12 protein-coding genes and 1 pseudogene are annotated in these 12661 nt (G+C 74.7%); 7 read left to right on the top strand and 6 right to left on the bottom strand.

Annotated features, from left to right (window positions below):
• The coding region (locus ACFF45_RS34240) for a SpoIIE family protein phosphatase (RefSeq protein WP_381350892.1) at positions 1–2395 on the top strand (2395 nt) is incomplete at its 5' end.
• Between the two features lie 44 nt (positions 2396–2439).
• Here ACFF45_RS34240 and ACFF45_RS34235 read toward each other — a convergent pair.
• Positions 2440–3306 carry a Sco1979 family transcriptional regulator gene (locus ACFF45_RS34235; protein WP_381350891.1) on the bottom strand — a complete coding sequence of 289 codons (867 nt, stop codon included), beginning with the start codon at positions 3304–3306 and terminating at the stop codon, positions 2440–2442.
• A 106-nt stretch (positions 3307–3412) separates the two neighbouring features.
• Between ACFF45_RS34235 and ACFF45_RS34230 the strand changes: the two genes are divergently transcribed.
• Both ACFF45_RS34230 and ACFF45_RS34225 read left to right on the top strand, forming a co-directional pair.
• Positions 3413–3628, top strand: a complete 216-nt coding sequence (locus ACFF45_RS34230) for a hypothetical protein (protein WP_381350889.1) — start codon at positions 3413–3415, stop codon at positions 3626–3628.
• A 6-nt stretch (positions 3629–3634) separates the two neighbouring features.
• Positions 3635–4060 (top strand): hypothetical protein, encoded by a 426-nt coding sequence (locus ACFF45_RS34225; protein WP_381350887.1) that lies wholly within the window; start codon positions 3635–3637, stop codon positions 4058–4060.
• Here the strand turns inward: ACFF45_RS34225 and ACFF45_RS34220 are convergent.
• Entirely contained in the window at positions 4042–4866 is an 825-nt protein-coding gene (locus ACFF45_RS34220; protein WP_381350885.1) for a helix-turn-helix domain-containing protein, read from the bottom strand. The two genes, ACFF45_RS34225 and ACFF45_RS34220, sit on opposite strands and share 19 nt — an antisense overlap.
• Before the next feature lie 107 nt (positions 4867–4973).
• On the opposite strand from ACFF45_RS34220, the gene ACFF45_RS34215 reads away from it, so the two are divergent.
• Complete coding sequence (locus ACFF45_RS34215; RefSeq protein ID WP_381350884.1) at positions 4974–5279, top strand: 4a-hydroxytetrahydrobiopterin dehydratase; 306 nt, start codon at positions 4974–4976, stop codon at positions 5277–5279.
• Positions 5280–5286: 7 nt separating this feature from the next.
• Entirely contained in the window at positions 5287–6030 is a 744-nt protein-coding gene (locus tag ACFF45_RS34210; protein ID WP_381350882.1) for a class I SAM-dependent methyltransferase, read from the top strand.
• A gap of 91 nt (positions 6031–6121) precedes the next feature.
• Here the strand turns inward: ACFF45_RS34210 and ACFF45_RS34205 are convergent.
• Positions 6122–6419 (bottom strand): annotated as a pseudogene (locus tag ACFF45_RS34205) (xyloglucanase); the annotation flags it as partial.
• 60 nt (positions 6420–6479) lie between these two features.
• Here ACFF45_RS34205 and ACFF45_RS34200 point away from each other — a divergent pair.
• Complete coding sequence (locus ACFF45_RS34200) at positions 6480–7415, top strand: class I SAM-dependent methyltransferase (RefSeq protein WP_381350880.1); 936 nt, start codon at positions 6480–6482, stop codon at positions 7413–7415.
• 61 nt (positions 7416–7476) lie between these two features.
• Here the strand turns inward: ACFF45_RS34200 and ACFF45_RS34195 are convergent, their stop codons facing one another.
• From ACFF45_RS34195 to ACFF45_RS34185, 3 genes are all read right to left on the bottom strand, one after another.
• Complete coding sequence (locus ACFF45_RS34195) at positions 7477–8313, bottom strand: aldo/keto reductase (RefSeq protein ID WP_381350879.1); 837 nt, start codon at positions 8311–8313, stop codon at positions 7477–7479.
• Between the two features lie 100 nt (positions 8314–8413).
• Entirely contained in the window at positions 8414–10240 is a 1827-nt protein-coding gene (locus ACFF45_RS34190; protein ID WP_381350878.1) for an AMP-dependent synthetase/ligase, read from the bottom strand.
• 249 nt (positions 10241–10489) lie between these two features.
• Positions 10490–11353, bottom strand: coding sequence for a LysR substrate-binding domain-containing protein (locus ACFF45_RS34185; protein ID WP_381350877.1), 864 nt, complete (start codon positions 11351–11353; stop codon positions 10490–10492).
• A gap of 194 nt (positions 11354–11547) precedes the next feature.
• On the opposite strand from ACFF45_RS34185, the gene ACFF45_RS34180 reads away from it, so the two are divergent.
• Positions 11548–12588 carry a bile acid:sodium symporter family protein gene (locus ACFF45_RS34180; protein ID WP_381350875.1) on the top strand — a complete coding sequence of 347 codons (1041 nt, stop codon included), beginning with the start codon at positions 11548–11550 and terminating at the stop codon, positions 12586–12588.
• The last annotated feature ends 73 nt before the right edge of the window (positions 12589–12661 follow it).

Here is a 12661-nt window from a genome sequence, read left to right as displayed (position 1 = left end):
CGCCGCCGCGGCGGCGCCGGACGGACCCGGCGCGGCGGCGGACGGCGATCCGGCCGAGGCCTCCCCGACCTCCCCGGTCGGCAGGCTCGCCGCGACGGTCGAGCGGCTGCGGCGGGAGGTGCGGGCGGCCCAGGCCGAGGCGGAGGGACGGGCCCTGATCGAGCTCGCCAAGGGCATCCTGGTCGAACGGCTCGGCTGCGGCCCGGCACAGGCCGCCCGGCAGCTCGCGGAGCTGACCGAGCAGGCCCGGGTCACGCCGCTGGAGTTCGCCGTCGAGGTCATCAACCAGGCCGCCCGCGACCGGATGTCGGAGGTCACCGACGCCTTCCTGGCGGCCGCCACCGGCCTCGGCGCGGCGGAGCGCGACGCGGCCGCCGTACGGCTGCGCGCCGCCGAGAGCGGGGCGCTCGCCGCGTCCGACGCGCAGGCCGTCGCCGACTCGCTGCTGGAGCACGCGCTGCGCCCGCTGGGCGCGGTGGCCGTGGCCGTGTGGGCCGCCGGAACGGACGGTTCGCTGACCCTGGCGGGCAGTGCCGGGTTCTCCGCGACCGAGGCGTCCCGCTGGCGGTACGTGCCGCCGGACGTGACCACGGTGGCGCGCCGCGGGCTCGCCGAGCGCAGCGGCCAGTGGATCACGTCGCTGGCCGAGACCGGGCTGCCCACGGTCGGCCGGCAGGTGTACCCGGACGGCGGCCGCGTGGCCGTGCCCGCCGGCACCGGGGGGCGCATCCACGGCGTGCTGGAGATCGCCTGGCCGGGCCCGCTGGAGCCGCAGCCGCCCCAGGTCGTGCGCCAGGTGGAGGCGCTCGCGGAGCTGTGCGCCCACACCCTGGAGACGTACACGCCGCGCGCCGAGGCGGTGCCGGAGCCCCGGGTGCTGCCGGACGCCGCGGAACTCACCGAGCTCGCCGACGGCCTGCACGACCCCGCCCTGGTCCTGGTGCCGCACGTGGACGACTCCGGGCAGCTGGCGGACTTCCGCATCCAGCACGTCAACACCCGCTTCCTCGACCCCGCGGGCCGGCCCCGGGCGGTGGTGAGCGGGGCGCTGCTGCTGGAGGCGTACCCGATGACGGCCGGGGACAGCGAGCTGTTCCAGCGCATCGAGCGGGTGTACGCCACCGGCGAGCCGTTCCGGGCCCGGCACATGCACCTGACCGCGCTGGTCGACCAGGTGCCGCTGTCGGCGGTGGCGGACATCAGCATCAGCCGGCACGGCAACAGCGTGCTGCTCATCTGGCGCATCGAGGACGAGGCGGCCCGGCTGGCCAGCCTGCTCCAGCACGCCCAGCGCCTCGGCCGGATCGGCGGCTTCGAGGAGAACCTGCTGACCGGCCAGATCAGCTGGAACAGCCAGATGTTCGACCTGTACGGCCGGTCCGCCACCAGTCCGCCGGTGCCGCTGGAGGACCTGCCCGCGCACGCCCACCCGGACGACGCGGTGACCATCGGCCGGTTCCTGCGCACGCTGCTGCACCACCGGCGGCCCGCCTCCGCGGCCTTCCGGCTGCAGCGGCCCGACGGGGTCAACCGCCACCTCCGGGTGGTCGCCGAGCCGGTCCTCGACACCGACGGCCGGCTGTTCGTGGTCCGCGGCGCCTACCAGGACATCTCGGCCCAGCACTGGACGGAGGTGGCGCTGGCCGCCACCCGCGACCAGCTCGCCCACACCGAGCAGCAGGCCGCCGAACGCAACCGGCTGGCGCTGCAGTTGCAGCACGCCATCATGCCCCCGGCGCAGGCGCCGCTGCAGATGCCCGGCCTGGAGGTCGCGGTACGCTACCGGCCGGCCGAGACGGAGCAACTGGTCGGCGGCGACTGGTACGACGCCGTGGTGCTGCCGTCGCGGCGGGTGCTGCTGTGCGTGGGCGACGTGGCCGGCCACGGCATCGAGGCGGCCACCAGCATGGTCGTGCTGCGCAACGCGCTGCGGGGCCTGGCGGTCACCGGTGCCGGACCGGGCCAGCTGCTGTCCTGGCTGAACATCGTGGCGCACCACCTCACCGGCGCGGTCACCGCGACGGCGGTGTGCGGCCTGTACGACCCCGGCCGGCGCACCCTGCGCTGGGCCCGGGCGGGTCACCTGCCGCCCGTGCTGGTACGCGGCCCGGACGCCGCCCCGCTGCCGCTGGTCAAGGGCATCCTGCTGGGTGCCGTGCCCGAGGCGGTGTACGAGGAGGCCGAGGTGCAACTGGCGCCCGACGACACGCTGCTGATGTACACCGACGGCCTCGTCGAACGCCGGGACCGCTCCGTGGAGGAGTCGCTGACCCATCTGCTGACCACGGCCCGCACCGCGCCGAGGACCCTGGACCAGCAGCTGGACCGGCTGCTGACGTACAGCAGGTCGGACACGGACGACGACACCTGCCTGGTGGGCGTCCGGGTCGACTAGGGGCAGCGCCTTGCCGGCCGGCCGGTCCGGTCGGCGGGCCGGGTTCAGAGGTCGCCGCGGTACTCCCGCAGCAGCTTCTTGGTGCGCTGCGGCGACGCGGCGTGCGCGGTCATGTGGTCCAGCACCTCCAGGTGCGCGGAGACCTCGGCGCGGGAGTCGAGGTACAGCGCGCCGGTCAGGTACTCGGTGAAGACCATGTCCGGCAGCTCCGGCTCGGCGAAGCGGAACAGCGAGAAGGGGGCGTACGTCCCCGGGTGCGGACCGGTGACGAACTCGGCGACCTGGAGGGTGATCCGGTCGCTCTCGGCGGCCTCCAGCAGCCGGTCCAGCTGGGCGCCCATGACCTCCTGGCGGGTGCTGACCGGCCGGCGCAGCACCGTCTCGTCCATGATCACCCACAGGTGGGGCGCGTCGGGGCGGCGCAGCAGCTCCTGACGGGCCAGGCGCAGCGAGACGTGCCGCTCGATCATCTCCTTGCCGCCGGACTGCCCGATCGTCCCGGCGTCGAGCACCGCACGGGCGTAGTCCTCGGTCTGCAGCAGCCCGGGCACGAAGTGCGGCTCGTAGGAGCGGATCATCCGCGCGGCGCCCTCCAGGCTGACGAACACGCTGAACCAGTCCGGCAGCACGTCGCTGAACCGCTGCCACCAGCCCGGCCGGTTCGCCTCCTCGGCCAGCGTGACGAACGCCGTCACCTCCGCCTCGGGGACACCGTAGGCGGGCAGCAGGATCTGCAGATACGGGATCCTGAGCGCGACCTCGGCCGTCTCCATCCGCCGCACCGTCGCCGGGGCCACGCGCAGCACACGCGCGGCCTCCTCGCGTTTGAGTCCGGCCGCCTCGCGCAATTCCTGCAGCCGCTTGCCCAGGACCACCTGGCCCACGGTGGGCGCGGCCCGCCGTTCACTCACGCCACGCCTCCCCTACGCGCCGAAAGCATGCGTGCAGTGTGCCATGTTCCGCTTGCGCTCTCACGGGTTCGGCGGTGCGGCCTGCGCCACCCGGTCCGCCGCGGCCATGACGCCGGAGGTAATCGACCCGCCCGCCCGGGCGGGCCATCGTGGTCCCACCGGGTGCCGGACCGGCGCACTCCGGCCCGGCACCCGGCCGCCCGACCCCGACCCCGGCCCCGGCCCCGGTCCGGCCCACCTCGGCCGCCCGGAACGCGCACGCGGCCTCGGACTCGACCGCGACCTTGACCTCGACTTCGACTTCGACCTCGACGGAGGGTGATCCGCCATGTCCGCACTTCAGCTCGCCGCTCTCGCCCGCACCACCGAGCCGCAGACCGCGCTCCGCCGCTTCCTCGCGCTGGACGCGGTGGTGACCGGGGCGAACGGCGTCGCCTACCTCGTCGCCGCCGGCCCGCTCGGGCGGCTCCTCGGCGTGGACTCCGCACTGCCGGCGGTGCTCGGCGCCGTGCTCGCCGCGTACGCGGCGGCCGTCGGCGTGCTCGCCGCCCGGCCCCGGCCGGCGGCGCTGCCCGTGCGGGCGGTGATCGAGGCCAACCTCGCCTGGGCGGTGCTCAGCCTCCTCGCGCTCGCCCTGTGGCTCGCGCCGAGCACCGCGGGCGCGGTGTGGGGCGTGCTCCAGGCCCTGGCCGTGGCCGGGTTCGCCGCGTTGCAGTACGCGGCGCTGAGGGCGCGTCAGGGCAGCAGCGCGTGAAGGTACCCGGCCGTCGCCGGGTCGGCCGGGAGCAGGGTCTCGACGGCCAGCTCGGCGACGGTCACGTCCATGGGCGTGTTGAAGGTGGCGATCGACGAGACGAACGACAGGATCCGGCCGTCGTGCTCGATGCGGACCGGCAGCGCGAAGGAGCAGACGGGCCCGGCCGGTTCGCCGCCGGCCGGGCCCGTCTCGGGCGCCGGGTAGGCGGCCACCTCCTCGTACAGCGCGCGCAGCTCCGCCGAGCGGCGCAGCGCGATCTGCCGCTCCATCTGGGCGAGCAGATGCCCGCGCCACTCGGCGAAGTTGCGGATCCGCGGCGCCAGCCCCTCGGGGTGCAGCGTCAGCCGCATCGCGTTCGGCTCCGGGCCGAGCAGCGACTCGGGCAGGCCCTCCAGCAGCATGGTGATGCCCCGGTTGGCGGCCAGCACGCGGTACGTCGCGTCCACCACGAGCGCCGGGTAGGGCTCGTGACCCTGGATCAGCCGCTCCAGGCCCTCGCGCACGGCGTCCATCGCCGGGTCGTCCAGCGGCGTCTGCGGATAGCGCGGGGCGTAACCGGCCGCCAGCAGCAGCGCGTTGCGCTCGCGCACCGGGACGTCCAGGTGCTCGGCCAGCTTCAGGACCATCTCCTCGCTGGGGCGCGAGCGGCCCGTCTCGACGAAGCTGATGTGGCGCGCGGACGAACCCGCGCGCAGCGCCAGCTCCAGCTGGCTGACCCGCCGTTCCTCCCGCCAGGCCCGCAGCAGCGGGCCGACGCCGGGGCCGGCGGGGGTGACGGCGGGCGCGGACGACAGCAGGCTCATGGGCCCGACCGTAGCCGAGCGGACGCCGCCGGACGAGGCGGGGCGGCCGCCGCCCCGCCTGTGGCACGCTGAACGGGTACCCGCCGTCCACGAGGGGAGCGATCCAGATGCCCGCCGCACCGCTGTCGCAGAAGGAGATCGAGGACCGGCTGGCGGAGCTGTCCGGCTGGTCGCTCGACGGGGACCGGCTCACCCGTTCCTACCGGCTCGGCTCGCACCTCGCCGCCACCGCCCTGGTCGTGCACATCGCCCAGGTCCAGGAGGAACTCGACCACCACTCCGACCTCACCCTCGGCTACCGCACCGTCTCCCTGACGGTCACCACGCACTGCGCGGGCGGCAAGGTGACCGCGGCGGACTTCGCGCTCGCCGGACGGGTGGAGGCACTCGCCCTGGCGCACGGCGCCCGCTGAGCGCCCGGTGCTGGACTACACCGACGAGGCCGAGCGCTACGACGCCTCCCGGGGCGGCGAGCCCAGGGCGGCGGCCGCCGCGCGGGGCGTGCTGCGCCTCGTGCCGCGGCACACGCGCAGTCTGCTCGACGTGGCCTGCGGCACCGGCATCGTCACCCGGCACCTCGCGGCCGCCCGGCCCGGGACGCGGGTGACGGGCGCCGACCTGACGTACGCCATGGCCCGGCGCGCCGCCGCCCGCCTGCCCGGTGCCGTGGTGATCGCGGACTGCCGCCGGCTGCCGTTCCCGGACGGGTTCTTCGACGCCGTCTCCACCGTGTGGCTGCTGCATCTGCTGCCACGGCCGGAGCAGGTCGGGGCCGTCGTCGCCGAGTGCGCCCGGGTGCTGCGCCCGGGCGGCGTCCACGTCACGACGGTCGACAAGGCCGCCGCCCACAACGTCGGCAGCGACATCGACGCCGTCCTCGCCTCCCGCCCGCGCACCCCGGCCGTGGACACGGCACCGGCGGTCGAGTCGTACGCCGCCGAACACGGCCTGCGGCCCGCCGGAGCCACCCGCTTCCGGGGCCGGGGACAGGGCCGCAGTCCCCGCCGCACCATCGCCGACCTGCACCGCGGCTGGTTCGTCACGCTGCCGCCCGGCCACCCCCTCGCCGACGGCTTCGCCGCCCGCCTCGCCGGCCTCCCCGACCAGGACCGCCCCCGCCCCGACCCGTGGTTCACCCTCCGCGCGTTCCGCAAGGCCACCTGAGGACGCGCGCGGGGCCGCTGAACCCGTAGCAGGTGCCGGACTCCGCGACCGGGCTGGTGTCCGTCCACACGCCGGTGGCGGTGGCATACCGCCGTAACCACGCGCCGTTGCCGGGGTCCCGGCCGTTGGTGCACGTGCCGGCCGCCGCGGGCACCCGGTCCGGGTCGACGGAGCCGGACGCGGGGCCCATCACGCCCGTGTGCCCCCAGCCGTCCCAGGACGATGCCGGGGACGAGGCCGCCGCCGTCGGTGCGGGCGTTCTTCCAGGAGTACGTGTCGGCGGCCGCCGCCACCGGTGCGGGGCCGGCCGCCGGCGCGGGCGCTGTGCCCGCGAGGAGGCCTGCCGCGAGCGCGAGCACCGCTTGCCGTGTTTGCCGCTTCGGCAACACGGCTTGCCCCCTCCGGTGCGCCGTCGCACGCTGGCGGCACCCGGAGGAGAGGCTGACCCCATGGCGCACGAGCACCACCCCGACCACCAGCACGGTCACCACGACCACAAGAGCCAGGGCCACGGCCACGGCCACGGACACAGTCACGACCACGCCGACATCGACTGGGGCGAGATGGCCCCGCTGCTGGAGGCGGGCGCCGAGTTGTTCGCGCCCCTGTACGAGCGGGCCCTGGCCTGGCTGGCGAAGCAGCGGACGGCCCCCGGCCTGGTCGTCGACGCGGGCAGCGGACCCGGCGTCGTGTCCTGCCTGCTCGCCGAGACCTTCCCCGGCGCCCGGGTCGTCGCCGTCGACGGCTCGGAGCCGCTGCTGGAGCGGGCCCGCGCCCGCGCCGCCCGCCTCGGGCTCGCCGACCGGTTCGACACCCTGGCCGGTGACCTGCCCGGCGTCCTCGGCGACCTGGACCACCCCGCCGACCTGCTCTGGGCCAGCCGCAGCCTGCACCACCTCGGCGACCAGCGCGCCGCCCTGGCCGCCTGCGCCCGGCACCTGGCACCCGGCGGCATCCTGGCGATCGTGGAGGGCGGCCTGCCGACGCGGTTCCTGCCGCGCGACATCGGCATCGGCCGGCCGGGACTCCAGGCGCGCCTGAACGCGCTGGAGGAGGAGTGGTTCGCCGAGATGCGCGCGTCGCTGCCCGGCACTGTGGACGAGACGGAGGACTGGCTGGCGCTGCTGACCGCCGCGGGCCTGACCCGCCCCCGCAGCCGCAGCTTCCTGCTCGACCTGCCCGCGCCCGCCCCCGGCCGGGCCCGCGCCTACGTCGCGGCCACCCTCTCCCGGGTCCGTGCGGCGCTCGCCGACCGGCTGGACCCGACCGACCGCGCCGCCCTCGACCGTCTCGTCGACCCGGACGACCGGGCGAGCGTGCACCACCGCCCGGACCTGTTCCTGCTGGCGGCCCACACGGTGCACACGGCGAGCAGGGCGCTGTGAGCGCGTACGGGCGCCCCGGGACCGATCGGTCCCGGGGCGCCCGTACGCGTGTCCCGGCAGGTCAGGCGATGTCGAACGCAGCCGGGTCCGGGCCCAGCCGGCGGTCCTCGTTGAGGGCGCTGATCGCCGCGAGGTCCTCGGTGTCCAGGGTGAAGTCGAAGACGTCGATGTTCTCCCTGATCCGCGACGGCGTCACGGACTTGGGGATCACCACGTTGCCCAGCTGGAGGTGCCAGCGCAGCACGACCTGGGCGGGCGTGCGGCCGTGCTTCCGCGCGATGGCGACGATCGCCGGGACCTCCAGCAGGCCCTTGCCCTGACCGAGCGGCGACCAGGCCTCGGTGGCGATGCCCCGCTCCGCGTGGAACTCCCGGGCGGCGTGCTGCTGCAGGTGCGGGTGCAGCTCGATCTGGTTGACGGCCGGGACCACCGACGTCTCGCCGATCAGCCGCCGCAGGTGCTCCGGCAGGAAGTTGGAGACGCCGATCGCCTTGATCCGGCCCTCCGCGTGCAGTTTCTCGAACGCCTTGTAGGTGTCGACGTACTGGTCCTTCGACGGGACCGGCCAGTGGATCAGGTACAGGTCCACGTAGTCCAGGCCGAGCTTGCCGAGGGAGACGTCGAAAGCGCGCAGGGTGGTGTCGTACCCCTGGTCGCTGTTCCAGAGCTTGGTGGTGACGAAGAGCTCCTCGCGGGGGAGGCCGGAGGCGGCGAGGGCCTTGCCGGTGCCCTCTTCGTTGCCGTAGATCGCCGCTGTGTCGATGCTGCGGTACCCGGCCTCCAGCGCCGTGGCGACCGCCTGCTCCGCCTCGTCGTCCGGCACCTGCCAGACGCCGAAACCCAGCTGCGGCATCTCGACGCCGTTGTTGAGGATGATCGGGGGGACCTTGCTGCTCACGAGCTCTTGATCCTTCGGTTGTCGTCAAGGTGGTACGCACATCGTCAACGATCACGGGCCCGGATGCATTCCGGACGCGGAAAAGGGCCGGAAAGCCGCCTCACGTCCGGTACAGCGCCTCGACCTCCGAGGCGTACGCGCGCTCGATCGCGCTGCGCTTCAGCTTCAGCGACGGGGTCAGCAGCCCGTGCTCCTCGGTGAACGGCTGCGCCAGGATGCGGAAGGTGCGGATCGACTCGGCCTGCGAGACGAGCGTGTTGGCGGCGACCACCGCGCGCCGCACCTCGGTCTCCAGATCCGGGTCGCGCACCAGCTCGGCGGCGGCCGGCCGGGGCTTGTCGCGCATGTGCAGCCAGTGGTCGACGGCCTCCCGGTCCAGGGTGACCAGGGCGGCGACGAAGGGGCGGTCGTTGCCGACGAGGAGGCACTGGGCGATGAGCGGGTGGTCCCGGACGCGTTCCTCCAGCAGCCCCGGTGCCACGCTCTTGCCGCCCGAGGTGACGAGGATCTCCTTCTTGCGGCCGGTGATGGTGAGGTAGCCGTCCCCGTCCAGGGCGCCCAGGTCGCCGGTGGCCAGCCAGCCGTCGCGCAGCGCCTCCTCGGTGGCCTTGGGGTTGTTCAGGTAGCCCTGGAAGACGTTGGGGCCGCGCAGCCAGATCTCGCCGTCGTCCGCGATGTGCACGGCGACGCCGGGGACGGGCTGTCCGACCGTGCCGTAGCGGGTGCGCTCGGGCGGGTTGGCCGTGGCGGCCGCCGTGGACTCGGTCAGGCCGTACCCCTCGTAGATCTGCACGCCCGCGCCCGCGAAGAACAGGCCGAGCCGCCGGTCCATGGCGGAGCCGCCGGACATGGCGTGCCGCACCCGGCCGCCCATCGCCTGGCGCACCTTGGTGTAGACGAGCCTGTCGAACAGCTGGTGCTGCATACGCAGCCCCGCCGACGGGCCGGGCCCGACGCCCCACGCCTTGGCCTCCACCGCCTCCGCGTACCGCACGGCGATGTCGACGGCCTTCTCGAAGGGGCCCGCCCTGCCCTCCCGCTCGGCCCTGCGGCGGGCCGCGGTGAAGACCTTCTCGAAGACGTAGGGCACGGCCAGGACGAAGGTCGGCCGGAAGGCGGCCAGGTCGGGCAGCAGGGCGGCCGCGTTGAGCTGCGGCTGGTGGCCGAGGCGGACCTTGCCGCGGACCGCGGCGACCTCCACCATCCGGCCGAACACGTGCGCGAGCGGCAGAAAGAGCAGGGTCGCCGCCTCGTCGCCCCTGCGGGAGTGGAACACCGGCTCCCAGCGGGCGACGACGGTGTCCGCCTCGTACATGAAGTTGCCGTGCGACAGGACGCAGCCCTGGGGGCGGCCGGTGGTGCCGGAGGTGTAGATGACCGTCGCGACCGTGTCGGGGGTGACGGCCGTGCGGAGCCGGTGCACCACCTCGTCGTCGAGGTGGGCGCCGGCGTCGTACAGCTCCCGGACCGCGCCCGTGTCCAGCTGCCACAGCCGGCGCAGCCGCGGCAGCCGGTCGATGACGGTGGCGACGGTCATCGCGTGGTCCTCGTGCTCCACGATCGCGGCCGTCACCTCGGCGTCGTACAGGATCCAGTAGCACTGCTCGGCCGAGGAGGTCGGGTAGACCGGCACCACCTGGGCGCCGATCGCCCACAGCGCGAAGTCGAACAGCGTCCACTCGTAGCGGGTGCGGGACATGACGGCGACCCGGTCGCCGAACCGGACGCCCTCGGCGAGCAGGCCCTTGGCGAGGGCGAGCACCTCGTCCCGGAACTCGGCGGCGGTCACGTCCCGCCAGTACCCGGCGTCGTCCTTGCGGCCGAGCGCGACGTGCAGCGGGTCGTCCTGGGCGTGCTCGAAGACGACGTCGGCCAGACCGCCCACCGGGGGTGTCGCCGCCACCGGAGGACTGGTGAACTCGCGCAATCCGTTCCTCGCTCTCTGTGACGGCCCCCTGTGACGTCCGCACAGGCCGTGCAAGCTACCTCACGGTCCGTCATGGCGGGAGGGGCGCGCACGCGGCGCGGCCCTCGGACCGGCACTGGCCAGTGGGGGGAAATGCGCGCACATGGAGAAGAACCGGACAGGTTCCTGACGGTGGAGCAAGTTGCGGCACCGCAATCTCCATGGAATCCGTACCACCCGGCCACCGGCGTGCGCCCCCCGCGGCACTCGCTAGTGCCGGTGCAGCCGGTCGCCCGCCGCGAGGATCGCCGCCGCCAGGGCGTCCGCCGGGCCCTGCGCGGCGGCCGGGCGCCGGCCGTGGACCAGGACGAAGTCGACCTGGCCGAGTTCGGGCAGGCCGAAGCGGTCCGGGACGCGGACCAGGCCCGGCGGGACGAAGCCCCGGGAGTGGGCCATCACACCCAGGCCCGCGCGGGCGGCGGCGATCAGCCCGTTGAGGCTGCCGCTGGTGCAGGCCACCCGCCAGGCGCGGCCCTGGCGCTGGAGCGCCTCCAGGGCCAGGGCCCGGGTGATGCCCGGCGGGGGATAGACGATCAGCGGGACCGGGCGGTCGGGGTCCAGGCGCAGGCGCTCCGCGCCGATCCACACGAGGCGGTCGTGCCACACCAGCTCACCGCGCGGGTCCTGCGGGCGCCGCTTGGCCAGGACCAGGTCCAGCTTCCCGGCCGCCAGCTGCTCGTGCAGGGTGCCGGACAGCTCCACGGTCAGCTCCAGGTCGACCTCGGGGTGGTCGTGCCGGAAGCCCTCGAGGATCTCCGGGAGCCGGGTGAGCACGAAGTCCTCCGAGGCCCCGAAGCGCAGCCGCCCGCGCAGCCGGGTGCCGGTGAAGAACGCCGTGGCCTGCTCGTGCACCTCCAGGATCCGGCGCGCGAAGCCGAGCATCGCCTCGCCGTCCTCCGTCAGCTCCACCGAGTGCGTGTCCCGGCTGAACAGCCGGCGCCCGGTGGCGTCCTCCAGCCGCCGGACGTGCTGGCTGACCGTCGACTGGCGCAGCCCCAGCCGCCGGGCGGCCTGCGTGAAGCTCAGCGTCTGCACGACGGCCAGGAAGGTGCGCAGGTGGACGGGGTCGTACACGGCCTCAGGCTATCGCGGAACGTGATGACGGTGAGAGTGGTGTGCGGGATTCCCGATCGGTGGGTGAGGGAGCAGGATGGAACGGGGAACCCGTGTCCCCGTACCGGCCCGAGAGCCGAGCTCGTGGGCGAAGGGGTTCCGAGCAAGCGTCCCGGGCAACTGTCCCGAGCGCCTGTCCGAGCACGTGGAGCACCGTGAAACGCCTGCGCCGGCCGTCCTGGCTGCCGATCGACCCGTACGTCCTGCTGCTGCTCGCGACGGTGGGTCTCGCGGCGCTGCTCCCGGCCCGGGGCGCCGTCGCCGACGTGGCCTCCGGCGCCTCCACCGCGGCGATCGCGTTCCTGTTCCTCCTCTACGGCGCCCGGCTGTCCACCCGCGAGGCGCTGGACGGACTGCGGCACTGGCGGCTCCACGTCACCGTGCTGGCCTGTACCTTCGTCGTCTTCCCGCTGCTCGGCCTGGCCGCCCGCGGGCTGGTCCCGGTGGTCCTGACCCACTCCCTGTGGGCCGGCCTGCTCTTCCTCACCCTCGTGCCGTCGACCGTCCAGTCCTCGATCGCCTTCACCTCGATCGCCCGCGGCAACGTGCCCGCCGCGATCTGCGCCGGCTCCTTCTCCTCCCTGGCGGGCATCGTGCTCACCCCGCTGCTCGCGGCGTCGCTGCTGGGCGGCGGCACGGGCGGGTTCCAGGCCGGCGCGATCGGCAGGATCGTGCTGCACCTGCTGGTGCCGTTCCTCGCCGGGCAGCTGCTGCGGCGCTGGATGGGCGGCTTCGTCGCCCGCCACAAGAAGGTCCTCGGCCACGCCGACCGCGGCTCGATCCTGCTCGTCGTCTACACCGCGTTCAGCGAGGGCATGGTGCACGGCGTCTGGCAGCGGGCCGGCCCCGCCCGGCTGGCCGGGCTGCTCGCCGTGGAGGCGGTGCTGCTCGCCGTGATGCTCGCCCTGACCTGGTACGGCGCCAAGGTCCTCGGCTTCGGCCGGGAGGACCGCATCGCCATCCAGTTCGCCGGGTCGAAGAAGTCGCTGGCGTCCGGCCTGCCCATGGCGAGCGTGCTGTTCGGTCCGCAGGCATCGCTGGCCGTGCTGCCGCTGATGCTCTTCCACCAGATGCAGCTGATGGTGTGCGCGGTGATCGCCAGGCGCCGCTCCCACGACCCCGTCGAGGACGTCGCCCGGCCGGCTCCGGGCGCGGCGTCACGACCCGAGGCCGGTACAGGGCGGCGCTCCGGCTGACGGCGGCCGCCGCGCCCGTCGCCTCCAGCCGGTTGACGTCGCAGAGCTGGGGGCGAGGCGCCGGCCGCCGCCG

It is taken from the genome of Streptomyces cinereospinus, assembly GCF_042430725.1.
GTDB lineage: Bacteria > Actinomycetota > Actinomycetes > Streptomycetales > Streptomycetaceae > Streptomyces > Streptomyces cinereospinus.
This window is presented reverse-complemented; position numbering and strand designations above follow the sequence as displayed.

Excerpts from the sequence above, each read along its gene's own strand:
- ACFF45_RS34230 (WP_381350889.1), top strand. The coding sequence starts at position 3,413 with ATGACGCCGGAGGTAATCGACCCGCCCGCCCGGGCGGGCCATCGTGGT.
- ACFF45_RS34225 (WP_381350887.1), top strand. The coding sequence starts at position 3,635 with ATGTCCGCACTTCAGCTCGCCGCTCTCGCCCGCACCACCGAGCCGCAG.
- ACFF45_RS34220 (WP_381350885.1), bottom strand. The coding sequence starts at position 4,866 with ATGAGCCTGCTGTCGTCCGCGCCCGCCGTCACCCCCGCCGGCCCCGGC.
- ACFF45_RS34215 (WP_381350884.1), top strand. The coding sequence starts at position 4,974 with ATGCCCGCCGCACCGCTGTCGCAGAAGGAGATCGAGGACCGGCTGGCG.
- ACFF45_RS34200 (WP_381350880.1), top strand. The coding sequence starts at position 6,480 with ATGGCGCACGAGCACCACCCCGACCACCAGCACGGTCACCACGACCAC.